This is a genomic window from Vibrio sp. 970, assembly GCF_033339075.1.
Genome location: NZ_JAWOTW010000005.1, coordinates 327,988 through 352,267 on the forward strand (window position 1 = coordinate 327,988; position 24,280 = coordinate 352,267).

The window sequence follows — 24,280 nt, forward strand, 5'->3', positions numbered from 1 at the left end:
AAAGAGGTCACTATGACATTGGATAACAATCGAGTAAGGGAGCTACTCGTAAAAATGACACACCATCGCCAAACGTGTTTGCCTCTCGTTAACCCGCAATCACATATGACACTCGCAAGAGCGGCATATCGATTCGTGAAAATAGAAAAAGTGATGATCAAAAAGATGGCGAAGCTGTTCTTCGATCAAGATGGTGAACAATTCATTGCAGAAAATGCCACCGAATACGGCGTTGCCGAGTTAGGTAATTACAAAGAAATGCATTTTATGAATAAATTACTGTTAGATGATTTAAAAGCCCTGCTTAGAGCCATTGACGACACCAACTTAACCGCACTTGTTTCTTATTGGTTAGCTGCTTTACAAGTTGAAAACGATGAAATTGAAAAGCACTTACCTCAGGGTGAGTAATTGTACTCGCCCTTCTTTCACTTTGTTTAAACCACATCCCCAATCAACCTAGTAAAAGGTGCAGGTAGAAAAAAAGCCGCTGCATCTACTACGCAGCGACCTTGATAGCCTTTTTACGACGCACACCAAATCATCAAACAACACAGAAAAAGCGCCATGTAGAATACGAAGCAAATGGCGCGTTATCCGCGGATTACAGTGTTAAAGCGAAGCTGATTTACGTCTCTGGCTTGGAACAAATACGTTCAATGACTTTGGACGCAGCTTGATTGCTAGTTGCTCATCAGAATACAGTTCACCATCAATCACATACTCAATCGGTTTATTCGCAGAAATAGTGACGCTCTGAGCCGTCGCGTATTGAAAATGTGTCGATTCTTCCTGTGCGCCTACGCTCGTTAATGTCAGATCCGACAAGGCGATAAGACGTCCGCCTAAAGACTCGGTGTTATCTAAATATGTGATATGCAGCTTGCCATCATCAGGCTGCGGCGCATCACCACCTTGGGCAAGCAACGTACTAAATGGAGCGATATTCGCAACGACAAAACTATGGACTTCAAGCGTTTGTGTATTATTGTCGTGGTTTCCATCTTCAGTTGGAGCGTCTAACGAAACGGTTAAAGCTTGCGTTTCTTCCGCCACTACAGCATTAAAAAAGCCAGTGAGGTAAGCGAGTTGTCCAAAAACATTTTTCTCTTCTCGCTGAGCGTGCTCGATCATCTTCTGTTCTAGCCCAATACCTAAGACCAATAAAATAAGCCGCTGATTGCAGTCCGCAGTATCAATACGTTGGCAGTGTCCGCCAAGCAACGCTTCACACGCTTTTTCGACCGGTGAGAATTTTGCGCCAACGCCATAGAGCACATGACATAACGCATTGGCAGTTCCGAGCGGAACAATACCGAGTTTTAGGTCGGTATCCACCAATTGGCTCGCCACCTCTGTTACTGTGCCATCGCCACCAGCTACGATGATTTGCTTAGCTCCACTTTCTTTTGCCTGTTGTGTTAGCTGCTCGGCGCTGAAGTTTGTGGTGGTTTGATGAATACTCAAGCGATATTTTTTGGTTAGTTCACGAATCAAGTGCTGTTCGTTTTCCTCCCATTTTCCGCCACCTGCAACAGGGTTAACCACCATCCAAGTGGATTGATCCAGCCCTAGCACGCCTTTTTCACTGATCGCTCGTAACGTTCTAATCTGTAATTTATTCAATCTCGCGGTACTGCGTACGTCATTGATTTTTTTCATCACGGATTCAACCGTCAGTGACGGGTCTTTACTTAATAAATACGCCGCCACAACAAACACTGAACGACCACGCCCTAACGCACAATGCACAACCACGGCCCGCGAGCACGAGATTTGAGTATCAATCCAGTTAATCGCATGGCGAAGACGCTCTAGCGTTGGGGCTTTGTGGTCGAGTACCGGAATCGAAAGGTAATGAAACTGCTTGTCGGTCATCGCGCTTTCAAGGCCTGCAAATTCTGCGGTGACATCGACAATACAAGAGATCTCATTGGATTCGAGAAAATCTAAGTCACTCTGAAACAAACGGCGAGATAGGTATAAATTGTCACTGACTTTTTGGATTGGAGGCACTGTATCACGCCGTCTTTCCCAGGCGTTATACGCTCTAGCCCCCAATAGAAATGGGATGAATGCCCAGCGAATCCACCTGACAATCTTGCCATCTTGGTTTTTTCTAAAAATAGAGGGAATGTCGAATACGTAGGCTACGCTGACCAACGCTAAAGAAAGCGATATCCATAAGAACAGCAAACTAACGATAATTTGAGGCGTATGGATAGCGGCCAATAAACTGATCAGAGCGCCAAGAATATAATATTTGATGATAAACATTCGCTCTCCTTGCCTTCAGCGAGTGCACTTTTTAGTGGAAGTTAGAATACGCGGGGGATTGAGCTTGGATACATGAACTTGAGTAAACGCCTTGATTGAGTGCCTTCCCGTGCCGAAATGGCACGAAAAGGTCCAACACTCTACCTAGCTTACCATCTCTTCAACATAACCATTCGCTAGTTTCATTTTCTGCTTATCGGTCATTACCTTACCGGCTAACTGGAAGAAACGCTGCTCTTCTTCCTCAAGATGGTGCAACACTTTGTGACGCAAGGTTTTCATTAGGTTGAGCCACGCTGGCGAGCTCATATCGGTTGCATCAAGCTGTGCAATCACTTTATCAATTTCATGATGCTCTGCGATGCCATGGCGAGTGAGATCAATGGTCTTATCGCTATCTATTAAAGGCGCGTAGAAAAATCGCTCTTCTGCCGCTGCGTGCTGTTCGAGTTCCTCTTTAAGGTTGTGATAAAACTCTTCACGAGCGGGGGAATCTCCAGACGTTTCCATCAGAGCATCGAGTAAAAGGCGTTGCTTTTCATGGCTCTCTTTCAGTACATCAAATATGTTTTTCATCTTTGACTCCTTATCTGATTGTAAACAATTGGGACAAAAGGAAGGGCGGTTATTGACCGCCCCTCTCTTACATAGCTATGCGTAAAAAACCTAACCTGATTCGGCTAACAGTCTTGGTCTTCAGCGTTTAGATTTTCTTTAATGTTTTCACATTCATCTTCAATCGCATTTTGGGTTTCTTCGGCGGCTTCATCTATCTTTTTGCCGGCCTGTTCCATTGGCCCTTCTTCACTACAAGCTGCCAACGCAAACACCAAACCGAATACTGCGGCGATACGGTAAATAAATGACGTAAGTCGCATGGAATCTCCTATCTATTTACGTTTTTTCTTCCCAGCAGAACAATCACTATTGATACAATTAATGACAATAGGAATAGGTAAAATATCACTTGCGCGATAGAGGCAGCAGCTCCTGCAATACCGGTAAAGCCTAATAGTGCAGAAATTAGTGCCAGTGCCAGAAAAATAAACATCCAACGAACCATAGTGTTACCTCCTAATAAAAGTGGGTTAAATCACTCGGCTCGCTATTATTGAACCACTTCTAGCTTATCAATCACCTTATTTACGTCATTGGTGTTATTTGCAATTGAAATTGCAAGATCATGCTCCGCATCTGAATTAACTTTACCTGCCAACGTTACCGTTTTGCGTTCTGTCGTTACATCAATATCCGTACCACTCACATTGGTATCCATTAGTAGGCGCGTTTTAACTATAGTCGTGATTTTAGAATCGGTCAGTGTAGCTAAAGCTTCTGAATCAGTTTCTTTCTTGCCTTCATTCACTACTGACAATTCGTTGTTTACTTTTTTCACACCATCAAGACCAGTAACAAGCTCTTCGGCAAGTGATTTTTCAAGATCATTGTTTACCGAACCAGAAAGGGTAACGACCTGATTCTCAACATCGGTATTGATATCAAAAGAGTTGAGATTGCTGTTTAGCAGTAGTGTGGTTTCAGCTTTACCATCTAGCCAAGCGTCCATGGATTCTTTTTCCCATTTATCACTCGCTAAGACTGCTGTAGATGAAGTAGCAAGAACTGACGTAAGTACAATTTTAGCTGCGATGTTATTCATGGTAATTCTCCTTTATTGACGTTGCACTTCCCTAGGAGCAAACCATGTGCCAACTTTATAACTCATTGTTTTTAAGTGACTAATAAAGGAAAGAGGTAAAAATGAGATGAGCAATAAAGTATAAGCATGAATTATTTACACGTAAAAAATGTAATTTTTAATCGGTGATAAAGCCTCCGTCACTTGTGCCTAAATAACCTGATAAAACAGAAAGGCTATTTCTCCAGAATCAATTAATAGCAAAATTATTATTTTAAAAATAAAAATCTGAACAAAAGGAAATATCTACTGATGGCTCTCACCGATATATATCAAAAAGGGGCTAACAACATAAAAATACCGAACAAATCCTTAAATCTATGCTGACAATATTTTGTCTTGTGAAGTGAGAATAATCCACGTACATTGTTTCTGTCATAGTAAAGAGGACATTTCTATGTCGATGCCAAGCCTGTTTCTAAGAATACAAGATCCATCACTTAAAAATGCCATCGCTTCTTGCCAGGAACTGAACAAATTTCGTCTGCATGACATCGATGCCGCAGACCAATGGATTGAAGATTTCCTACAACTCAAACCGGAAGTTGCGATTGTTGAAGTCGCCCACTTTACTAGTGCAGATTATCAACGTCTTTCTAATATCGAAGACATCTACGATATGGACTTGATCATCATTAGCTCAGGCGCTCCAAACGAGAACTTGGATAAGCTGATGAACTTGGGTGCTATTTTTCACTACAGAAAGCCCGTTGATATTGCCATTCTGACGGACACCCTGAGCGAAGTCAGCCAATACTATCAACACAAACAAGATCAAGGGCGTAAAGTGTCCACCAGCGATCTTGACCAATTTGGTCTTTTGGTCGGCTCTTCCTCTCCGATGCATCAGCTCTATCGTATGATCAGGCGCGTTGCTAAAACAGAAGCCAACGTCCTTATTGTCGGTGAAAGTGGATCAGGCAAAGAACTGGTGGCGCAGACCATCCACTTAGCGAGTGAGCGTAAACAACAGCCCTTTATAGCGATTAACTGTGGTGCCATTAGCCCTGAATTGGTTGATAGTGAACTGTTTGGCCATGAGAAAGGCGCTTTTACCGGAGCAAATAAAACTCACCAAGGTGTATTTAAGCAGGCAGAGGGCGGCACCCTATTTTTAGATGAAATCACCGAGATGCCTATCGAGCATCAAGTGAAGCTATTGCGGGTGCTAGAAACCGGAGAGTATCGCCCAGTTGGCAGTAATACAGTTCATATCGCTAATACTCGCATCATTGCTGCTACAAACCGTGATCCTAAAATCGCCATTGAGGAGCAGTTCCTGCGTGAAGATCTGTTTTTCCGGTTATCGCATTTCCCATTAACGATACCGCCACTGCGAGAACGAGGCGGTGATATCGTCGGTCTGGCCAAGCACTTTATCGCGCACCGCAACGCCAATGAGGCAAAAACCAAAACGATTCTTGACTCCGCGATCCAAAAAATCGCGGCACACGACTGGCCAGGTAATGTCCGTGAGCTCAAACACACGATCGAGCGTGCATTTATTTTGGCTGATGACACCATCCGAGATGAACATCTGATCTTCGACACACCACCATTGGAAACAGGCACCAGCATCGAAGACCTTGTTCCGGCGGGCGTTTCGCTAGAAGAGCTAGAAAAAGCCGCCATTCTCAATACCCTTGAAGAGAATCAAGGCAATAAAACGGAATCAGCGCAGGAGTTAGGCATTAGCGTGAAAACGCTCTATAACAAACTCGAAAAGTATCAAGAAGAGTAACTCGCTATGGGAATACAAAAAGAGCACTGAATAAAACTCAGTGCTCTTTTTGTATCTTATCTTTTATGCAGTTAGGCTGCGTTTGGTGTTTGATTAAACCCACTGCCCCGCAACAAAGCCGCTCGACCAGCACCACTGAAAATTGTAGCCCCCTAGCCAACCAGTCACATCCATCACTTCACCAATAAAATAAAGCCCTTTAATGTCTTTGCATTCCATGGTTTTCGAGGATAAGTGATCAGTATCGACACCGCCGAGTGTCACTTCCGCAGTTCGGTAGCCTTCAGTGCCATTCGGGGCGATATCCCAATGCTCTAGACGCTCCACAATCGCCGCAAGCTCCTTTTGATTGAACTGTTTTAGCGGTTTATCGACTAGCTCTTTACGTTCAATTAAGACTTCAACCAGACGCTTAGGCAGCACTTTGGCAAGCGTATTCTTGAGTGACTGATTTGGATGCTTCTCACGACTGCGTTCTAATAACTCAGCAACATCATCGTTTGGCACAAGATTGATCAACACCTTTTGTCCGGCCCGCCAGAATGAAGAAATCTGTAACACTGCTGGACCAGATAACCCACGATGTGTGAAGAGCAGGGCTTCTTTGAACATGGTGCCATCTTCAGCCGTAATTTCCGCAGGTACCGCGATACCAGATAACTCAGCAAAGTCTTCTTTGTCTTCTTTATGCAGAGTAAATGGTACAAGCCCTGCCGTGGTTGGGATAACTCGAAGACCAAATTGTTCCGCGACTTTATAACCAAATGGTGTCGCCCCCAGTTTTGGCATCGACAAGCCACCTGTTGCGATAACTAAAGACTCACATTCGACAATCTCAGTGCCAGCATGCAAACGAAAGCCTTCATCAATTTTTTCAATCGAATGAACATCGCATTGGTAACGCTGCTCGATGTTCGGCATGTCACACTCAGCTAACAACATCTTCACGATATCTTTGGCCGTAAATGCATCGACACAAAACAACTGGCCGTGATCACGCTCTTCGAACTCAATGCCATGTTTACACACCATCGAGATGAAATCCCAGTTAGTGTATTGGGAGAGCGCCGACTTAACAAAGTGCGGGTTTTGACACAAATAGTGATTAGCTGAAACGTCGTAGTTAGTGAAGTTACAACGACCACCGCCCGAGATAAGGATTTTACGTCCTGGCTTTTTAGCATGGTCGAGCACCAAAACACGGCGGCCTCGCTTGCCTGCTTCTGCAGCACACATTAAACCTGCTGCGCCTGCGCCAATTACAACAACATCAAATTTCTTACTCATCGGTAGCTCTTAGACTGATTGGTATCGAATCAAAATAAAAAAGGATGTGCACATTGCACATCCTTGCTTTCTAGGCGCGACATTCTACCGACAAATACCGAAAGGGAAAAGCGCTTAAACTCTAAGCGCTCTGTATGTCCGTAAAATCTCAGACAGAACAACTATCTAGATTGTTGACTCTTAGAGAATGAAGGCTGCAAGTAGCGTCACGCCGAGCAACGCGGTCGATAGAACAAACAGTTCACGCACTCTTTCACACTTACCAGTAAAAATTTCATCGTGGTGATGATGATATTCTTTACTTTTAATGTAGTGATACAACCTCACCTGCTTGGTGACATTTCCATGAGTAGTAAAAAAACCATTACCATCAACTTGCTGATATAACAGCGGATGCGCTTCACGCATGATATAAATTAGAGAACGAAGAGCGGTGAGATACCGGACCATATTAACTCCAGTTACCACCATTAGCGCAAATAAGATTGTGTCTCCACTGATCATCTTTTCCTCCCTACATCTTCAACAATGCTCAAGAGAAAAAGACGATCAACACTTCGTCTTTACCCGCTACTTACAACGTCCCAAAACGCGTTTACGCAGCTGGAGCATCCATGATTGAAGATGAACCTTCTTTCGCCATTTGTGCTAGATCTTTGTCGATGAAGAACAACGCTTTACCGTCTTCACCTACCAGTTCGATCTTATCTAAAATCCCTTTAAACAACTTCTCTTCTTCGTGCTGTTCTGACACGTACCACTGTAGGAAGTTAAACGTTGAGTAGTCTTGGCTAGTAAATGCAACGTGCGCCAGTTTGTTGATTTTTTCCGTGATCATTTGCTCATGTTCAAATGTCTCGCGGAAAACGTCACCTAGGCTCGCAAAGTCATGCTTAGGCGCATCAATAGCGCCTAAGATTGGCATTGAGCCAGTTTCACTCACGTAAGTGAATAGGCGTTGCATGTGCTCCATTTCTTCTACGGCGTGAGCGCGTAAAAATTCAGCCGCACCTTCAAAACCTTTGTCTTCACACCAAGCACTCATTTGTAAGTATAGATTGGATGAGAAAAATTCTAGGTTAATTTGCTCATTCAATTGTTCGACCATAGTTTGAGACAGCATGTTAACTCCTATTATTGTGCATGCAATATACCCAAGTAACCTCGAAATAAGTGACGCTGCGAGAATAGCTTGGTCGGCAGACACGGCGAAGTTTCACTTCAACTCTAGTCAGTAACACTACGCTTATTTCAGCATATCAAAGTCACTTGGGTATAACGCCACTATAACATGATTACTGAGACAAGACTTTGTACCTACGGCACCGATATGAGATCACTTCAGCAAATTTTTTTTGGGGTTGGTGCTAATCTAAAACTATGACCTTACAAGGAGATAGCAATATGAGTTACAAACACATACTTGTGGCAGTCGACCTTTCAGACGACAGTAAAGTGTTGATTAAGAAAGCCGTATCACTGGCTAAACCTCTGGATGCGAAAGTCTCTTTTATTCACATCGACGTGAACTACGCAGAACTCTACACTGGGCTTATCGATATCAATATGGCAGAAGCGCAACATCAAGCAATGGAAGCATCGCGCACACAATTGGCAAACTTCGCAGAATATGCGCAATACCCAATTGCCCATACCTTGGTCGGTAGTGGCGATTTGAGTAATGAGCTGTGCGATACCATTCAAGACTACAGTATCGATTTGGTGGTTTGTGGTCATCACCAAGATTTCTGGAGCAAGATTCTATCTTCGACTCGACAGCTGATTAACTGCTCACCAGTCGATATGCTGGTCGTACCGCTAAAAGACTGATTGGCGCAACGATAAAACTTGGTTAGACTGCGGGCACATTTGTTGTTGATAAAGATTCTCATCCATGGCTTATCTATCCGCAGTTACCCTACTTTGGGCATTCTCATTTAGCCTGATCGGCGTTTACCTCGCCGGTCAGGTTGATTCTTGGTTCTCGGTGTTCATGCGCGTGGCACTGGCGAGTTTGGTTTTCATTCCCTTTTTGAAATTCCGTGGCGTTAGCAAACCCCTGATCGCGAAACTGATGACCGTCGGTGGCTTCCAGCTCGGTTTGATGTATTGCTTCTACTACCAATCTTTTTTGCTCCTTTCCGTGCCAGAAGTATTGCTGTTCACCGTATTCACACCCATTTACGTCACGCTAATCTATGACTTCTTGAAAGCTCGCTTTTCACCTTGGTACTTAGTTACCGCTGCAATAGCCGTATTTGGTGCCGCCTGGATTAAATTTGCAGGCATTAATGAAGATTTCCTACTGGGCTTTTTGGTCGTACAAGGAGCAAACCTCTGCTTTGCCATCGGTCAGGTGGGCTACAAATATATCATGGAGAGTGAGCCCGTCGATTTGCCACAACACACCGTGTTTGGCTACTTCTACTTAGGTGCACTTTGTGTAGCAACCGTGGCTTTCGCGCTCATGGGTAACCTCGACAAACTACCAACCACTACAACGCAATGGGGCATTCTGACATACCTTGGGTTGATTGCTTCTGGTTTTGGTTACTTTGCTTGGAACAAAGGCGCGACTATGGTGAACGCAGGTGCACTGGCAGTAATGAACAATGCATTGGTTCCGGCGGGCTTGATTGTAAACATTGTGATTTGGAACCGCGATGTTGATGTCATGCGACTCGCCATTGGCGGTGCGATCATCATGCTATCCCTATGGATTAACGAAACCTGGGTGAAAAAGCGCGTCGAAATGAGCTACGCCAATAAGTAACGCCATCGCTACTAACAAATATTCCAGCAATAAAAAACGCTCTCCGACTGGAGAGCGTTTTTTGTTTGATTAATGCACTTTGGCTTGTGAGATTGCGTTTATCAAAGCATTAGGTGGCGTTGGCAGCAACACTTCTAGTTTCGCATTGCGCGCTTCAAGCTTGCGCTGACGCTTAAGTAACTTTTGTTGTTTTTTCGCCACTTTTAGCAACTTCTTTTGCTGCTTAAAGTGCTTTTTCAGTGTTTTTTTCGCTTTCTTGAGCGATTTTTTATCCGCTAAATCAAACCATACTGGTGCGTCGGCTCTTACTGGCTCCGGAGATTTTTCGGCTTGTTTTTTCTCTTTCACACGCTCAACAACACGCCTCACAATCGCGGCTTTTTCGTTGCTTTGTTTAGTGGTCACTGGAATCGCTTGTGCTGGCAGAGCTTCAACCAATAAGCCACATGCTTGTTGCTCACTCAATGGCTTGTCTTGGCATTTTTGTGGAGGAATTGCGGCTGGCTTACAAAGGGTATCTTTGGCCGATGAAGAGCGTGCGCAAGAACGACAAACGAATTTTGGTGCGACAACTAAACGATGGATATCACCAAGTTCTGCCGCGATCTGTTTGCGACTCATTTTACATAAACGTTTAGCCATTCTACTACTCCAGCTTCCCAGTTATCGACCGCATCACAACAAGTGAAATAATAATAATTCTTAGTTAGATATACAGTCAGAGAAGGGAATTAGCAAGAGAAAACTATCAATAGAGACGAGGAAAGAGAGGCTGAGTCACAGCACGACACACCGCACTGTGACAAGAAAAGTTGAGCCGTCAGGAAGTTATGCCATCGATGCTTTAACGTAGACATCGAAGCGATTTTTTTTCGTTTCAATCGCCATGGTCGGTTTTTTCTCGTTCAGCCAGTTAGCATAGTCTGGGCGTTTAACTACTACACGCTTTGTGGCTAACGCCATGGCTGGTTCTAGTAGGCCATCGGCGTCCAAATCAGCGCCAACCAACGATTGGAAAACGCGCATTTCTTTTTTCACGAGCGCCGACTTCTTTTTATTTTCTGGGTGCGGATACATCGGGTCAAGATACACCACATCTGGCTGGACAAAGTCTTTATCTTGCGCCAATTGTTCCAGCGCATCATGGCTAGAAGCATGGATAAGCGACATGCGCTCAGATACCCAGGTGCCGATTTCTGGGTCTTGTTTCGCTCGATCCAAGCCATCATCTAACAAAGCCGCTACGGCTGGATGACGCTCGACCATCTGCACTTTACAACCTAGCGAGGCGAGCACAAACGCATCACGACCAAGACCTGCCGTGCCGTCTAACACGGTTGGCGTTGCCCCTTTGTTCAACCCCGCCGCTTTCGCAATTGCCTGACCTTTACCACCACCGAACTTGCGACGATGACCGACCGCACCACCAATCAAATCCACAAAGATTGCACCCAGCTTTGGTTCATCCACTTTACGTAGCTCCAAACGCTCGGTGGTTAGCACCAAAGCAAAATCGCTATCGTCAGTATGAGAAAGCCGCCAACGCGCAGCGAGTTCATCAAGATGAGATTGTTGAGACGGGTTTTCACAGATCAATTGCAGTTGCAAAAGGAGGCTCCAATAAAAATCGAGGTAACTGGCGCTGAGTGTATACCTAAGTTACCTATTAATGCTAGGTTGAGCTTGCTACGCAGGGGTTATACAGCCGTCAGTTGCTCCACTAGCTCAGAAAGCGGCTTAGGATGGCCAATACCGTAGCCTTGGCCGTAGTCCACACCGAGGTCTATCAAATGCTGCATGACCTGGTCATTTTCGACAAACTCCGCCACCGTCACTTTGCCTAGTTGCTTCGCCAGGTCATTGATTGAACGAACCATCACGCGGTCCATTTCATTTACGTTGATATCTTGCACGAAAAGACCATCAATTTTCACGATATCGACAGGAAGTTTCTTTAAGTAACCAAATGAAGACAATCCAGATCCGAAATCATCCAATGCAATCATGCAACCCAAAGCCTTTAGCTTGGTAAACAACTCAATGGCTTGATCCAGATTGCTCATCGCCGCTGTCTCGGTGATTTCTAAGCAGATTTTTTCACACGGCAGAGTCGAACTTTCCAATCGCTCCAATAAGAAGTCAATAAACTCTTGATTCCCCATAGATTGACCTGAAAGGTTTATCGAACAGCGACCAAGCTGTTCAACCACCTCAGGACGCTGTTCAAACCACTCTAGTGTTTGAGTAATAACCTGCTTATCAATCCAATGGGCAATGTTGTAGCGCTCGGAAGCAGGGATAAACAGCGCAGGAGAAACATAATCACCGTACCCACTGCGAATACGCACCAAAATCTCAAAATACATTTGAGTCTCGTGCTTTTGTAAGCTTTTTATCGGTTGAGCAAACAGTTCTAAACGTTGATTCGACAATGCCTCATGCACCAAATTGACGCTCTGCATTTCCATCTGACGACGCTGCAACTCTTCGTTATCTAAGCTGAATAGATTATAGCGGTTACGGCCTTGCTCTTTAGCGGCGTGACAAGCAGAGTCTGCTTGAGCGTGCACCATTTGTGGCGTATCAGCGGTATGATCGATGATACGGATACCAATTGAGCAACTGATGAACAGGCGTGTGTCTTCCCAAATAAAGAGGTGTTCGCTTAGTGTCGAGATGATCAGTTTGGCAATATTGATGGCGCCATATTCGTCACAGTCTTTGAGTAACACCGCAAACTCATCGCCTCCCATTCGAGCCAAGATGGAATTGTACGGCAGAACGCCTTCCAGCATACTTGCGCAGAATTGAATCGCCGCATCACCTGCATCATGCCCAACCGTATCATTGAGGACTTTTAGTTGATCTAAGTCGAGGTACAACATGGCGTGGACTCGACGATGGCTGTCCACTTCGCACAGTGCGGTCTTAAGCTCTAGTTCAAAATGGTTTCTGTTGTAAGTCCCCGTCAGTAAGTCATAGCGAGCTTGGTATTCCAATTTCTCGGAGAGCAGTTTGGTTTCGGTAATATCTTCGCCCACAATCAGCAGTTGCTCAGATTCACTCAGCGGACGAATATTCTCGCGCACCCAAACACGATGACCATTTGCATGACGATACTCGACTTCACGTCGCCAAACACCATGCACTTGCTGGTTGGGTTGCAATAACACTTGGCGAGGGAACAGCACTTTGTCATCAAAATAGAACTCCCTCAGGCGATGTCCGAGCATGTCCATCGGTTTGTAGCCAAGAAGTAGTTGAGCAAATCGATTCACTTCTTGAATTCGGTTATTACTATCAAGCGTCACCATCATCACGGGCTGCTGCTCATAATAGTTGCGTAGGGTTGACTCACGTTGGTAGAGCTTGTCCTCCATCAATTTACGACTGGTAATATCGCGCGCTTCAAACAAGTATTGCTTATGATTCCCTACTTGCTGAGAAAAAGGCTTGAGCGAAACTTCTAATACCAAGGCGCCGTGTTCTTTACTCCAAATTTCAGCTTCAAACGTCGACACTTGATGGTGAGGCGCATGGAAATACTCCTCAAGCAACGCTTGGGCTTTCTCACTCCAGTTGGGATGAAACCAAAGTGGTCGGTCTAAACGCAGTCCTTGGTGATAAAGTAAGGATTGAAGGTGATCGTTGCCCGATTTAAGCACACCGTTGGCATCCAAAATGCCCATATACTGCATGCTCTGATCGAAAATCGATTCTAGAATAGCCTGGCTTTCTCGCGCAGCGCTCTCACTGCGACGCATCCGCTGTAAATAATAACCCATCAGCAAAATGACCACCGACATCACCACAAACAGACTACCAAACAGGCGAATTTCCTTGGCAAAACGTTCAGAAAGCTTCATTGGCTTATTAAAAAATACCGCAGAAACCTCTTGTTCAGCCCCCAATCCCCAACGCGCTACCGCTTGGTAATCGAGCTTTATTTCAGAATCACTTTTTTTCACGGCAGGCAGAGGCTGATCAGGGTTATCCAAAACGAATTCAAGCATCTCTGCGCTCTCAATACCATGCCGATAACCACTTTGAATAACCCCTCCAACTGCGCCATGACCCAAACCAATGTCATGCACCATAAACAGCGGCGCGTTTGAGACTTTGTTGACACCAACCCAGTCACGCTCGCTGCCAACCATACCTTGTTTATCTCGGTAATAGGTCCAGAACAAGACGACTTTATCGGAACTCAGTTTTGCGACTTGTTGTTTTAGATCGATAATACTGTCTGGAACAACTTGTACGATTTTGTCTCGATATTGCGGGAACTTGAGGACAAAATTGTCGATTTGATAACGCAACACCTCACCGGTCACCGAGTGGTCACTGACGATGAGAACTTGTGTGTAGTTCGGATGTAAGCGCTCAATAAGAGCGAGATTCGCTTCCAAATCGACATCTTCCATGACTCCGGTTGCATTCAGAGAACGATGTAAAGAAGGATGGTAGTTATTAATGCCGTTAAATATAACTGGGGTGTCTTTGATGATTGGGGCTAAACGCTGCATGAGTTCAAGCGCATTGTTATCGCTCACTAAAATGGCATCGAATCGCTCTTTGCGTAATTTCGTAAGATACAAGGATTTTAGTTGTGCAAAAAACTGCTCACTCTGGTTACGTTTCGAGTCTAGATAGAGCACACGCATGTCCAGCGCTCGATCGCCCAGCTGTTGCTCGATGCCTCGCTGTATGGAGTCCGTCCAGAAAAAACCCTGATGATAGGAGTGCACGACCAACACCTTCGGATCTGAGGCCGTAGCAAACGCGCTCCAACATAGCGCGGCAATAACCAGAAAACGCTGCACATTATCTCCATAGCTCGGAGTTAACCCGCAGTTACTCCTGCCAAACCTTGTGAATCCTATCCGCTATGAGTATAAAAGGGAGGTAAAACTCTATCCCTAACGGAAATCATAGTATGAATGCGAGCCTGCCGAAACTCGACGACCTTGACCGCGCAATATTAAAAACACTGATGGCTGACGCCAGAACGCCCTACGCAGAAATGGCAAAGCAGTTCGATGTCAGCCCTGCCACTATCCATGTGCGTATCGAGAAGATGAAGTCGGCTGACATCATCGAAGGAACGGAGGTGATCATCAATACCAAAAAGCTTGGCTACGATGTGTGCTGCTTTATTGGTATTAACCTCAATGCAGCTCGTGATTACCACTCCGCGTTAGAAAAACTCAACGCGCTCGACGAAGTCGTTGAAGCTTACTACACCACGGGCGCGTATAACATATTCGTCAAATTGATGTGCAAATCGATTGAAGAGCTGCAATTTGTACTGATCGACAAGCTGCAAGCCATTGATGAGGTTCAGTCCACGGAGACATTGATATCGTTGCAGAACCCGATCAACCGCAACGTAAATCCGTAAAATTTTTTATAAAAAATGTACAAAAAAGGCCAACCGTTCGGTTGGCCTTAATGTTTTTTGCTCAATTTACGCCGCAATACCCGAATGGCGCAACAGTGCATCGATTTGTGGCTCGCGGCCACGGAAGCGCTTAAACAGCTCCATTGGCTCTTCACTGCCCCCCATTTCTAGGATGTTGTTCAGGAAGCTTAGACCCGTCTCTTTGTTGAAGATGCCTTCTTCTTCAAAGCGAGAATACGCGTCTGACGACAGCACTTCAGCCCACAGGTAGCTGTAGTAACCCGCACTGTAGCCACCAGCAAAAATATGGCCGAAGCTGTGTGAGAAACGCGCCCACTCAACCGCAGGAACTACCGCGACTTTCTCTTTCACTTTCGCCAGAGTTTCCAGTACACGCGCACCCACTTCAGGGTCATATTCGGTGTGAAGCGTGAAGTCGAACAAGCCGAATTCTAGCTGACGCAAAATACCCATCGCAGATTGGAAGTTTTTCGCTGCGAGCATTTTGTCTAGCATCGCTTTAGGTAGCGGCTCACCTGTCTCATAGTGACCAGAAATGAACGCCAGCGCATCCTCTTCCCAACACCAGTTTTCTAGGAACTGACTTGGTAGCTCAACCGCATCCCAAGGCACGCCATTAATACCTGAAACAGCACCTGTATCAACTTGCGTCAACATGTGGTGGATTCCATGACCAAACTCATGGAATAGCGTCACGACTTCATCGTGCGTGAACAGTGCTGGTTTGTCGCCTACAGGACGGTTGAAGTTACACGTTAGATACGCAACCGGCGTTTGCAGCTCGCCAGATAGCGTAACGCGGCGACCACGACAATCATCCATCCACGCGCCGCCACGTTTGTGTTCACGAGCGTAGAGATCTAGGTAGAAGCTGCCACGGAGTGTGCCTTCAGCATCAAAGATATCGAAAAAGCGCACGGACTCATGCCAAGTGTCTACGCCTTCGCGCTCAGTAACGGTCATGCCAAACACGCGGTTTAGCACTTCAAACAGACCGCTCACGACTTTTGACTCTGGGAAGTATGGGCGCAGTTCTTCATCCGAAATTTGGAACAGGTGCTGCTTTTGTTTCTCGCTGTAGTAAGCGATATCCCAAACGTTCAGCTCTTCAACACCAAACTCACTTTTCGCAAACTGACGTAACTCTTCGACTTCACGTTCACCTTGCGGTTTCGCTCGTGTCGCTAGGTCATTCAGGAAGCCCAGCACTTGATCCGGCGTTTCAGCCATCTTTGTTGCTAACGACTTTTCACTGTAAGTATTGAAACCTAGCATACGTGAAATTTCATGGCGCAGTTTTAGCTGCTCAGTAATGATTTCTGAGTTATCCCATTTGCCTGCGTTTGGACCTCGATCAGAAGCGCGCGTCACGTACGCTTCGTACACTTCTTTACGCAACTCTTGGTTATCGCAGTACGTCATGACAGGTAGGTAAGATGGGATATCTAGCGTAATGAGGTAACCATCTAACTCTTTTGCTTCTGCGGCAGCTTTCGCTGCTGCCAGCGCCGATTCTGGCATACCTGCTAGGTCTTTCTCGTCTGTGATGTGCTTGGTCCAACCCATGGTGGCATCCAGCACATTGTTAGAGAATTTAGAGCTCAGCTCAGACATACGTTTGCTGATCTCGCCGTAACGGTGCTGCTCATCGGATGGCAAACCAATGCCTGATAACTCGAAATCACGCAGTGCATCAGTGATGGTTTTCTGCTGTGCACGAGTTAACGTTGCAAATTCTTCGCTCGCTTTGATGGTTTTGTACGCTTCGTACAACCCTTTATGCTGACCAACCCAAGTGCCGTACTCTGACAAAATTGGTAGGCAACTTTCGTAAGCTTCACGTAGCTCTTCGCTGTTCACTACCGAGTTCATGTGACCCACTGGCGACCAGATGCGGCTTAAGCGATCATCCGCTTCTTCAATTGGCGCAATCACACTGTCCCAAGTTGGGTGAGCGTTGTCTTGTAGAACTTCATCGATTTTTGCTCGGCAGTCAGCAATCGCTTGCTCAACGGCAGGCTTGATGTGTTCTGGTTTAATTTGAGAAAACGGAGGTAGGTCCGTAAACGTCAGAAGAGGATTAGACATGAATAATTCCTTTTGTGTTTTGACTCTGTGATTGCCTGTCTATTTTGTGTAGATAGGCCAACTCAATGTACAGACGAGCCAGCAACATGGATTGGGGGAGCTCCGTTCCCTTTCTCTATGCCGCGATGACCATCATATAGTCAACCAGCGCTACTCTGTCCTTGAGTCTTGTTATACCTAAATGAAATTTCACACCCTTTTGAGTGCGAGAAACTCACCTAGTTCAATTCGATTACCAATAGTAAGTGTGGGTGACTTAAAGAAATTTCAATAGCGTCCCCTTATCAGAGGAACAGATTTGATTGGAAGTTCTACATCTTTAAGTTACTTGAGTATAATACCGCCATAGAGTGAAAATCACAGACCACACTCAACCAAAGAGTGTTTCGAGAGTTTAATTTGTTAAGTTACCGCCACAGCTTCCACGCTGGCAACCATGCCGACGTGGTCAAACACATCGTTCAAAGCCTCATTCTTGATGCGCTGAAACAAAAAGATAAGCCATTCGTTTATCACGATACCCACTCGGGTGTGGGCCGTTACGATCTGACTCACGAATGGTCTGAAAAAACGGGCGAATACAAACAAGGCATCGCACGTATTTGGGATAACCCAAGCATTCCCGAAGACATCAAAAGCTACATCGATGCCATTAAAGTGCTCAACAATGGCGAGAAGCTGCGTTACTACCCAGGCTCACCACGTGTGGCGCGCGCGCAAATCCGCCCACAAGATCGCATGGTGCTGACCGAGTTGCACCCAGCCGATCACCCATTGTTAGAGCAAGAATTCCATCGTGATCGCCAAGTGAGCATCTTCAAAGAGGACGGATTCCAACGCCTCAAAGCAAGCTTACCGCCACAAGAACGTCGTGGTTTGGTGCTGATTGACCCACCATACGAACTCGCGAAAGAGTACCGCGATGTGGTGCGAGCGATTCATCAGAGCCATAAACGTTGGGCCACCGGTATCTACGCGATTTGGTACCCAGTGGTAAACCGTCACGACATCGAAGATATGATCGAAGGTTTGGAAGCACTCGGTATTCGTAAAATTCTGCAAATCGAGTTAGGTGTTGCACCGGATACCAACGAGCGCGGCATGACGGCATCCGGCATGATTGTGATTAACCCGCCATGGAAACTGGAAAGCCAGATGAAAGAGATTCTGCCATTCCTGCAAGACGCGATCGCACCAGCAACTGGCCACTGGAAAGTGGACTGGATTGTGCCAGAGTAAGCACTTCAGTACTGATATCTTCAAGCGCAACGACATTCTCGTTGCGCTTTTTTATGCTCTCACCTTCTTCCTCCAATCGTGCTTATTCTTCTTTTTGTGCCTCTCATCGCTATTTGTCATAAGTATTGTCGCTTTTTCCCATTTAGGAATTAGTCGAATTCGATTTATGATAGTGGGATAACGGTGGCATTGAGTTCGGACAAGGTCATCCCAATCTATCTATGTACCAGATAAAATTTATAAGCTCTTGGAGAAAGTAATGGCGACTCATTTTGACTATATCTGTATCGGTGGCGGCAGTGGCGGCATCGCATCTGCAAACCGTGCGGCGATGTACGGCGCGAAAGTTGCGCTAATCGAAGCTCAAGACCTTGGCGGTACCTGTGTAAACGTAGGTTGTGTACCGAAAAAAGTGATGTGGCATGGCGCGCAAATCGCAGAAGCAATGAACCTGTACGCAGAAGATTACGGTTTTGATGTCGACGTGAAAGGTTTCGACTGGAGCAAACTGGTTGAGAGCCGTCAGGCGTACATTGGTCGTATTCACCAATCTTACGATCGCGTTCTTGGCAACAATAAAGTAAACGTGATTAAAGGCTTTGCTAAGTTTGTTGACGAAAAAACTGTCGAAGTAAACGGTGAACACTACACAGCAGATCACATCCTGATCGCGGTTGGTGGTCGTCCTACTATTCCAAACATTCCAGGCGCTGAATACGGCATCGATTCAAACGGCTTCTTCGACCTAGCAGAGCAACCAAAACGCGTTGCGGTTGTTGGCGCAGGCTACATCGCAGTTGAAATTGCTGGCGTACTGCACGCGCTAGGTACAGAAACGCACCTGTTCGTACGTAAAGAGTCACCACTGCGTAGCTTCGATCCAATGATCATCGATACATTGGTTGAAGTGATGGACGCAGAAGGTCCAAAACTGCACACCCACTCTGTACCAAAAGAAGTGGTAAAAGAAGCCGATGGCAGCCTAACTCTGCACCTAGAAAACGGTGAAAGCCAAAACGTTGACCAACTGATTTGGGCAATCGGTCGTCACCCAGCGACAGACGCAATCAACCTAGCGTCAACTGGTGTTGCAACGAACGAAAGAGGTTACATTAAGGTAGACGAATACCAAGAAACCAACGTGAAAGGCATCTACTGTGTGGGTGACATCATGGAAGGCGGTATCGAGCTAACACCAGTAGCAGTGAAAGCGGGTCGTCAACTTTCTGAGCGTTTGTTCAACAACAAACCAAACGCGAAGATGGACTACGATTTGGTACCAACTGTGGTATTTAGCCACCCACCAATCGGCACTATCGGTCTTACAACGCAAGAAGCGGAAGAGAAGTACGGCAAAGACAACATCAAAGTCTACACATCTGGCTTCACGGCGATGTACACCGCCGTTACTAAGCACCGTCAACCATGTAAGATGAAGCTTGTATGTGCGGGTGAAGAAGAAACGGTTGTTGGTCTACACGGCATCGGTTTCACGGTAGATGAAATGATCCAAGGCTTCGGCGTAGCAATGAAGATGGGCGCAACCAAAGCAGACTTCGACTCTGTTGTGGCTATCCACCCGACGGGCTCAGAAGAGTTCGTAACGATGCGTTAATTGCGCGCTAATCGCATTGCTGATTTCAGCGAATCATTTGAAAAGGTCATCTTAGGATGACCTTTTTTTGTTTGCCCATGCTTAACTCGCATTCTCCAATAACGTGCGAATAAACTCGGCTTTAATAGCACTCTCCTGCTTACCGTCATGAATCAGGCATAAGTCTGCACGCAGTGATTCTTTCAGCTTGATAAAACGAATCCCATGCCAATGATGCTGAGAAAACGTCGACGGCACCAACGTCACGGTATTGCTGTTTGCTACATACGCCATCAAGGTGCTTGGCTCCACCACTTGTTTGCCAATATGGGGTGAAAAGCCTTCTTGCAGACAGGCATTGATGATGAAGTTTGCCGAGGCAGAATTCGCCAAACTCATAAACGCAAACTCACACGTCTTTAAATCTTGGAGCCGCAGCAAAGATTTGCTGGCTAACTCATGTTGCTCCGACACTGCTACCACAAACACATCTTTGCCCAAAGACACCGACTGGTACGGATAAATGTTGAGTGCATCGGCAAAACGCACGATGCCCACATCGATTTTCTTCTCGCTCAGATGCTTCTTTTGCGTCTCTGGGTTAAGGTCAAAAATGTCGGCGTGATAAGTGTCATGCTCAGCATGGAAGCGCTGTAACAAACGATCAAATCCGCCCCAAAATGCGCTACTTACCACACCAACTCGCAAAATGTTTCTCTGGTTCAAGCCCACTTGCTGCACTTGATTGAGCGAGACATCCAAGGTTTGAAAAATCAGTTGGCATTTGGACTCCAACAATCGTCCGGCCTCCGTTAGCATGACGTTTCTTGAATCACGCTCAAACAGTTTGACGTTAAGCACTTCTTCCAACTCTTTGATGCGATTGCTCAACGGCGAATTGGTGATATTGAGGTTCTCGGCCGCCTTAGTGAAATGCTTGGTTTGTGCGACCTCGTAAAAGTAACGCAGCATCTTCAGCGTCACGCGCTCAAATGGTTCTGACTTCATAATTGAGTCCTAGCGAATTTCATCATCCTCTTTTTAAGGATGATAGTAGCGAATAAAGCAAAGATAACCAGCGCAGAAAGTCACACAATGGAATCAACACACAACCAGAAGGTGACTAACATGAATCACGATCCAGTAATCGGCGCACTACAAACCATTCGCGAACGCAAACCAAACTTCCAACCTAAAGCGGCGTTTATTTTAGGCTCTGGCTTAGGCGTATTGGCAGACGAGCTACAAGACAAAGTGGTCATTCCATACGAAGAGCTCGAAGGCTTTCCGGTTAGCACCGTGCAAGGCCACTCTGGTGAGTTGGTACTTGGCACCATGGGCGGCGTAGACGTAGTGTGCATGAAAGGTCGCGGTCACTACTACGAACACGGCTCAATGAAGGTCATGACAACACCAGTACGCACCTTTAAAAAGCTGGGCTGTGAGTTTTTGCTCGTCACCAACGCGGCAGGTTCACTTCGCCCTGAGCGTATTGATGTCGGCTCTCTAGTGGTATTTCATGATCACATCAATACCATGCCTGAATCGCCAATGATCGGTCCGAATGATGAAGAGTACGGCCCGAGGTTCTTCAGCCTCGCCAATGCGTACGACAAAGACCTGCGCGCAGAAGCGTTTGAAGTTGGCAAAGCCAATGGTATTCACCTCAATGAAGGCGTGTTTGTCTCTTACACAGGCCCCAACTTTGAGACCGCAGCCGAAATCCGCATGATGCAAATCATCGGTGGTGATGTGGTGGGCATGTCGGTCGTGCCAGAAGTGATTTCTGCGGCGCATTGCGGCTTACCCGTATTGGCAGTGTGTGCGATCACCAACATGGCAGAAGGCTTGGGAGATGTAGAATTGTCTCACGCCCAAACATTGAAGTGCGCGAAGCTAGCCGAAGCAGATTTCATTCGCTTTATTAAGCGCTTTATGAAGCATCACTTCTAAAACCGTTTCATTCCCAAAAGCAAAAGGGTCATCAAGTAACTTGATGACCCTTTTTCGTATCACGTTTTCTAACGTTCGGGGGCATTTCGGAGCCGTTTGTGCGTTTTACTTAACTGCGCGAACCAATTCAGCAATGCCTTCCCAATCGCCGTTGTCCATCATTGCGGTTGGCACCATCCAAGTACCGCCACAAGCTACAACCGATTTCAGCGCTAGGTAATCTTCCACGTTGGATGGGCTTACGCCACCTGTTGGCATGAATTCAACTGGGTAAACCGCCGTGAGTGCTTTCAACATGTTTACGCCGCCTGATGGCTCAGCAGGGAAGAACTTCAACGTACGCAGACCCATTTCCATCGCTTGCTCAACCAAGCTTGGGTTGTTTACACCCGGTACGATAGTCACGCCACGTTGCTGACAGTATTTCACTGTGGTTGGGTTGAAGCCTGGGCTAACGATAAAGTCCACACCCGCTTCGATTGCGATATCCACTTGTTCTGTGGTCAGAACGGTGCCCGCGCCAATCAACAATTCTGGGTACGCTTCACGCATGATGCGAATCGACTCCGCCGCAGCTTCGGTACGGAATGTCACTTCCGCACATGGTAAACCGTTTTCTACCAACACTTTTGCCAGTGGCAGAGCGTGTGCTACGTCGTTGATTGCGATAACTGGGACGATTTTGATTTCTCTTAATCGTTGTTCAAGTGTTGTCATGGGGAACCTCTAAAGAATAAAGCTTAATGTTGCGACGATAATAAACGCGATACCGCCAAGTAACGTTTCCATTACCGTCCAAGTTTTTAATGTGGTTTTCTCATCCATCTCAAGGAGACGAGATACCAACCAGAAACCAGAGTCATTGAAGTGAGACAGTACCGTTGCACCACCCGCAATCGCGATTACGATAAAGCAAAGGTCGAGTTCACTCAAACCTGTTGATGCTGCCACAACCGGCGCGATAAGAGCCGCCGTGGTGGTTAGCGCTACGGTTGCTGAGCCTTGAGCAACACGCAGACAGGTTGAAATCACAAACGCCGCCACAATCACAGGCATACCTGTGTCTGTAAGAACGTCAGCCAGTGCATCACCAATACCGCTTGAGCGCAGTACGCCGCCAAACATGCCACCTGCACCCGTGACTAGGATAACACCACAGATAGGAGCCAATGACTCACCACATAATTTTTCTAGTTTTGCCATGCCGTAGTCTTTGGCAAACATAGCCAGACAGACAATCAAAGTGATCAGCAACGCAACTGGGGTTTTACCTAGCATGCGTAGGAACTCAACCAGTGCCGTTTTGCCATCAATCACACCCGCAACCGCCAGTGTGTTCAATACCGTATCCAAACAGATTAGCAGGACTGGCAGCACAAGGATGGTCATAACCGTGCCAAATTTTGGTGCGTTGCGCTCATCCACCATCGCTTCGCCATTAAAGAAGGCTTTAGATAGTGGGATATCGAATTTTTTGCCCGCGTACAAACCAAATAGGTAAGCGCCAAGGTACCAAGTTGGAATAGCCACCAGAATACCCACCACCAATAACAGACCGATGTTTGCGCCAAGGAATTCTGCCGCTGCAACCGGACCTGGATGTGGTGGAACAAACGCGTGCATAACCGCAAAAGCACCGGCTGCTGGCAACGCGTATTTAATTGGTGAGCCACCAAAACGAGCCGCCACACTTAGGATGATAGGCATCATCACTACAAGGCCAGCATCGAAGAAGATTGGGAAGCCAAACAGTAATGAAGCGACGCCCAAAGCAAATGGTGCGCGCTCTTTACCAAAGCGACCAATCAAAGTGTCTGCCAGCACTTTCGCACCGCCAGTCACTTCAAGAATTTTACCGATCATCGCACCAAGACCAACCAGCAATGCCACGGAAGCCAGAGTACCGCCGAACCCACCCATCATGGTCGATACGACTTTCTCTGAAGGAACGCCAGTGGCGATTGCCGTACCTAAACTCACCATAGTAAGGGAAGCAAAAGCATGGACTTTCAGTTTAATGATAAGAACGAGTAACGCTGCAATGGCAAGGCCTGCAATCGTCAGTAGGAACGTAGGATCTGGGGCTTGGGTTAATTGCTCCATAGGTTCACCTTTAAGAATTATTGTTTGTGTTATGGTTCACATTTATTTCAGTTACCGGTAACATGTTACCGATAACATGAATAAGATAAACCCATATTTTAAAG

Annotated in this window: 23 protein-coding genes; 8 read left to right on the top strand and 15 right to left on the bottom strand. The window is 46.2% G+C overall.

What is annotated here, in order from left to right; genetic code table 11:
• Positions 1 to 12: 12 nt before the first annotated feature.
• A complete protein-coding gene (locus R7Q11_RS10370; protein ID WP_005379193.1) occupies positions 13 to 411 on the top strand; it encodes a hypothetical protein in 399 nt (132 codons plus the stop codon).
• Between the two features lie 201 nt (positions 412 to 612).
• Here R7Q11_RS10370 and R7Q11_RS10375 read toward each other — a convergent pair whose 3' ends face one another.
• The 5 genes from R7Q11_RS10375 to R7Q11_RS10395 form a co-directional block, all read right to left on the bottom strand.
• Positions 613 to 2,277 carry a diacylglycerol kinase family protein gene (locus R7Q11_RS10375; RefSeq protein ID WP_170897634.1) on the bottom strand — a complete coding sequence of 555 codons (1,665 nt, stop codon included), beginning with the start codon at positions 2,275 to 2,277 and terminating at the stop codon, positions 613 to 615.
• A gap of 144 nt (positions 2,278 to 2,421) precedes the next feature.
• The gene (locus R7Q11_RS10380) at positions 2,422 to 2,853 is read right to left on the bottom strand and encodes a hemerythrin domain-containing protein (RefSeq protein ID WP_054702498.1); all 432 of its coding nucleotides are present in this window, start codon (positions 2,851 to 2,853) and stop codon (positions 2,422 to 2,424) included.
• A gap of 104 nt (positions 2,854 to 2,957) precedes the next feature.
• The gene (locus R7Q11_RS10385) at positions 2,958 to 3,155 is read right to left on the bottom strand and encodes a hypothetical protein (RefSeq protein ID WP_005379178.1); all 198 of its coding nucleotides are present in this window, start codon (positions 3,153 to 3,155) and stop codon (positions 2,958 to 2,960) included.
• A gap of 8 nt (positions 3,156 to 3,163) precedes the next feature.
• Positions 3,164 to 3,340 carry a DUF1328 family protein gene (locus tag R7Q11_RS10390; protein ID WP_005379177.1) on the bottom strand — a complete coding sequence of 59 codons (177 nt, stop codon included), beginning with the start codon at positions 3,338 to 3,340 and terminating at the stop codon, positions 3,164 to 3,166.
• A gap of 45 nt (positions 3,341 to 3,385) precedes the next feature.
• Positions 3,386 to 3,937 (bottom strand): BON domain-containing protein, encoded by a 552-nt coding sequence (locus R7Q11_RS10395; protein WP_005379174.1) that lies wholly within the window; start codon positions 3,935 to 3,937, stop codon positions 3,386 to 3,388.
• A 436-nt stretch (positions 3,938 to 4,373) separates the two neighbouring features.
• On the opposite strand from R7Q11_RS10395, the gene R7Q11_RS10400 reads away from it, so the two are divergent.
• Entirely contained in the window at positions 4,374 to 5,717 is a 1,344-nt protein-coding gene (locus R7Q11_RS10400) for a sigma-54 interaction domain-containing protein (RefSeq protein ID WP_213910751.1), read from the top strand.
• A gap of 93 nt (positions 5,718 to 5,810) precedes the next feature.
• Here the strand turns inward: R7Q11_RS10400 and R7Q11_RS10405 are convergent, their stop codons facing one another.
• The 3 genes from R7Q11_RS10405 to ftnA all read right to left on the bottom strand — a co-directional run bounded on the left by R7Q11_RS10405 (position 5,811) and on the right by ftnA (position 8,127).
• Entirely contained in the window at positions 5,811 to 7,004 is a 1,194-nt protein-coding gene (locus R7Q11_RS10405) for an NAD(P)/FAD-dependent oxidoreductase (protein ID WP_005382944.1), read from the bottom strand.
• Positions 7,005 to 7,184: 180 nt separating this feature from the next.
• Positions 7,185 to 7,508: a universal stress protein UspB gene (uspB, locus tag R7Q11_RS10410; RefSeq protein WP_005379169.1), complete on the bottom strand. Its 324-nt coding sequence runs from the start codon at positions 7,506 to 7,508 to the stop codon at positions 7,185 to 7,187.
• Between the two features lie 91 nt (positions 7,509 to 7,599).
• The gene (gene ftnA, locus R7Q11_RS10415; RefSeq protein WP_005379167.1) at positions 7,600 to 8,127 is read right to left on the bottom strand and encodes a non-heme ferritin; all 528 of its coding nucleotides are present in this window, start codon (positions 8,125 to 8,127) and stop codon (positions 7,600 to 7,602) included.
• Between the two features lie 281 nt (positions 8,128 to 8,408).
• Here ftnA and uspA point away from each other — a divergent pair, with 281 nt between their 5' ends.
• Together uspA and R7Q11_RS10425 are read left to right on the top strand one after the other, a co-directional pair.
• Entirely contained in the window at positions 8,409 to 8,834 is a 426-nt protein-coding gene (gene uspA, locus R7Q11_RS10420; protein WP_005379165.1) for a universal stress protein UspA, read from the top strand.
• Between the two features lie 64 nt (positions 8,835 to 8,898).
• On the top strand, positions 8,899 to 9,777 hold the full coding sequence (locus tag R7Q11_RS10425) for a carboxylate/amino acid/amine transporter (RefSeq protein WP_213868875.1): 879 nt from the start codon (positions 8,899 to 8,901) through the stop codon (positions 9,775 to 9,777).
• Positions 9,778 to 9,846: 69 nt separating this feature from the next.
• Here the strand turns inward: R7Q11_RS10425 and R7Q11_RS10430 are convergent, their stop codons facing one another.
• From R7Q11_RS10430 to R7Q11_RS10440, 3 genes are all read right to left on the bottom strand, one after another.
• Positions 9,847 to 10,419: a hypothetical protein gene (locus tag R7Q11_RS10430; RefSeq protein ID WP_225466422.1), complete on the bottom strand. Its 573-nt coding sequence runs from the start codon at positions 10,417 to 10,419 to the stop codon at positions 9,847 to 9,849.
• A gap of 186 nt (positions 10,420 to 10,605) precedes the next feature.
• Complete coding sequence (locus R7Q11_RS10435; RefSeq protein ID WP_225466423.1) at positions 10,606 to 11,385, bottom strand: class I SAM-dependent methyltransferase; 780 nt, start codon at positions 11,383 to 11,385, stop codon at positions 10,606 to 10,608.
• 89 nt (positions 11,386 to 11,474) lie between these two features.
• The gene (locus R7Q11_RS10440) at positions 11,475 to 14,600 is read right to left on the bottom strand and encodes an EAL domain-containing protein (RefSeq protein ID WP_225466424.1); all 3,126 of its coding nucleotides are present in this window, start codon (positions 14,598 to 14,600) and stop codon (positions 11,475 to 11,477) included.
• 113 nt (positions 14,601 to 14,713) lie between these two features.
• On the opposite strand from R7Q11_RS10440, the gene asnC reads away from it, so the two are divergent.
• Entirely contained in the window at positions 14,714 to 15,178 is a 465-nt protein-coding gene (gene asnC / locus R7Q11_RS10445) for a transcriptional regulator AsnC (protein WP_005389595.1), read from the top strand.
• 66 nt (positions 15,179 to 15,244) lie between these two features.
• Here the strand turns inward: asnC and prlC are convergent, their stop codons facing one another.
• Complete coding sequence (gene prlC, locus R7Q11_RS10450; protein ID WP_017635033.1) at positions 15,245 to 17,287, bottom strand: oligopeptidase A; 2,043 nt, start codon at positions 17,285 to 17,287, stop codon at positions 15,245 to 15,247.
• Between the two features lie 399 nt (positions 17,288 to 17,686).
• Between prlC and R7Q11_RS10455 the strand changes: the two genes are divergently transcribed.
• Together R7Q11_RS10455 and gorA are read left to right on the top strand one after the other, a co-directional pair.
• A complete protein-coding gene (locus R7Q11_RS10455; RefSeq protein WP_005379158.1) occupies positions 17,687 to 18,526 on the top strand; it encodes a 23S rRNA (adenine(2030)-N(6))-methyltransferase RlmJ in 840 nt (279 codons plus the stop codon).
• 259 nt (positions 18,527 to 18,785) lie between these two features.
• On the top strand, positions 18,786 to 20,141 hold the full coding sequence (gene gorA / locus R7Q11_RS10460; protein WP_225466425.1) for a glutathione-disulfide reductase: 1,356 nt from the start codon (positions 18,786 to 18,788) through the stop codon (positions 20,139 to 20,141).
• An 81-nt stretch (positions 20,142 to 20,222) separates the two neighbouring features.
• On the opposite strand, the gene R7Q11_RS10465 is transcribed toward gorA, so the two are convergent.
• The gene (locus R7Q11_RS10465; protein ID WP_005379156.1) at positions 20,223 to 21,128 is read right to left on the bottom strand and encodes a LysR family transcriptional regulator; all 906 of its coding nucleotides are present in this window, start codon (positions 21,126 to 21,128) and stop codon (positions 20,223 to 20,225) included.
• Positions 21,129 to 21,248: 120 nt separating this feature from the next.
• On the opposite strand from R7Q11_RS10465, the gene xapA reads away from it, so the two are divergent.
• On the top strand, positions 21,249 to 22,073 hold the full coding sequence (gene xapA, locus R7Q11_RS10470) for a xanthosine phosphorylase (RefSeq protein WP_005379149.1): 825 nt from the start codon (positions 21,249 to 21,251) through the stop codon (positions 22,071 to 22,073).
• Positions 22,074 to 22,178: 105 nt separating this feature from the next.
• On the opposite strand, the gene R7Q11_RS10475 is transcribed toward xapA, so the two are convergent.
• Both R7Q11_RS10475 and R7Q11_RS10480 read right to left on the bottom strand, forming a co-directional pair.
• Positions 22,179 to 22,790, bottom strand: coding sequence for a bifunctional 4-hydroxy-2-oxoglutarate aldolase/2-dehydro-3-deoxy-phosphogluconate aldolase (locus tag R7Q11_RS10475; RefSeq protein ID WP_005394384.1), 612 nt, complete (start codon positions 22,788 to 22,790; stop codon positions 22,179 to 22,181).
• A 9-nt stretch (positions 22,791 to 22,799) separates the two neighbouring features.
• A complete protein-coding gene (locus R7Q11_RS10480; RefSeq protein ID WP_225466426.1) occupies positions 22,800 to 24,176 on the bottom strand; it encodes a GntP family permease in 1,377 nt (458 codons plus the stop codon).
• Positions 24,177 to 24,280: the final 104 nt, after the last annotated feature.

Excerpts from the sequence above, each read along its gene's own strand:
- R7Q11_RS10370 (WP_005379193.1), top strand. The coding sequence starts at position 13 with ATGACATTGGATAACAATCGAGTAAGGGAGCTACTCGTAAAAATGACA.
- R7Q11_RS10375 (WP_170897634.1), bottom strand. The coding sequence starts at position 2,277 with ATGTTTATCATCAAATATTATATTCTTGGCGCTCTGATCAGTTTATTG.
- R7Q11_RS10380 (WP_054702498.1), bottom strand. The coding sequence starts at position 2,853 with ATGAAAAACATATTTGATGTACTGAAAGAGAGCCATGAAAAGCAACGC.
- R7Q11_RS10385 (WP_005379178.1), bottom strand. The coding sequence starts at position 3,155 with ATGCGACTTACGTCATTTATTTACCGTATCGCCGCAGTATTCGGTTTG.
- R7Q11_RS10390 (WP_005379177.1), bottom strand. The coding sequence starts at position 3,340 with ATGGTTCGTTGGATGTTTATTTTTCTGGCACTGGCACTAATTTCTGCA.
- R7Q11_RS10395 (WP_005379174.1), bottom strand. The coding sequence starts at position 3,937 with ATGAATAACATCGCAGCTAAAATTGTACTTACGTCAGTTCTTGCTACT.
- R7Q11_RS10400 (WP_213910751.1), top strand. The coding sequence starts at position 4,374 with ATGTCGATGCCAAGCCTGTTTCTAAGAATACAAGATCCATCACTTAAA.
- R7Q11_RS10405 (WP_005382944.1), bottom strand. The coding sequence starts at position 7,004 with ATGAGTAAGAAATTTGATGTTGTTGTAATTGGCGCAGGCGCAGCAGGT.
- uspB (WP_005379169.1), bottom strand. The coding sequence starts at position 7,508 with ATGATCAGTGGAGACACAATCTTATTTGCGCTAATGGTGGTAACTGGA.
- ftnA (WP_005379167.1), bottom strand. The coding sequence starts at position 8,127 with ATGCTGTCTCAAACTATGGTCGAACAATTGAATGAGCAAATTAACCTA.
- uspA (WP_005379165.1), top strand. The coding sequence starts at position 8,409 with ATGAGTTACAAACACATACTTGTGGCAGTCGACCTTTCAGACGACAGT.
- R7Q11_RS10425 (WP_213868875.1), top strand. The coding sequence starts at position 8,899 with ATGGCTTATCTATCCGCAGTTACCCTACTTTGGGCATTCTCATTTAGC.
- R7Q11_RS10430 (WP_225466422.1), bottom strand. The coding sequence starts at position 10,419 with ATGGCTAAACGTTTATGTAAAATGAGTCGCAAACAGATCGCGGCAGAA.
- asnC (WP_005389595.1), top strand. The coding sequence starts at position 14,714 with ATGAATGCGAGCCTGCCGAAACTCGACGACCTTGACCGCGCAATATTA.
- prlC (WP_017635033.1), bottom strand. The coding sequence starts at position 17,287 with ATGTCTAATCCTCTTCTGACGTTTACGGACCTACCTCCGTTTTCTCAA.
- gorA (WP_225466425.1), top strand. The coding sequence starts at position 18,786 with ATGGCGACTCATTTTGACTATATCTGTATCGGTGGCGGCAGTGGCGGC.
- R7Q11_RS10465 (WP_005379156.1), bottom strand. The coding sequence starts at position 21,128 with ATGAAGTCAGAACCATTTGAGCGCGTGACGCTGAAGATGCTGCGTTAC.
- xapA (WP_005379149.1), top strand. The coding sequence starts at position 21,249 with ATGAATCACGATCCAGTAATCGGCGCACTACAAACCATTCGCGAACGC.
- R7Q11_RS10475 (WP_005394384.1), bottom strand. The coding sequence starts at position 22,790 with ATGACAACACTTGAACAACGATTAAGAGAAATCAAAATCGTCCCAGTT.
- R7Q11_RS10480 (WP_225466426.1), bottom strand. The coding sequence starts at position 24,176 with ATGGAGCAATTAACCCAAGCCCCAGATCCTACGTTCCTACTGACGATT.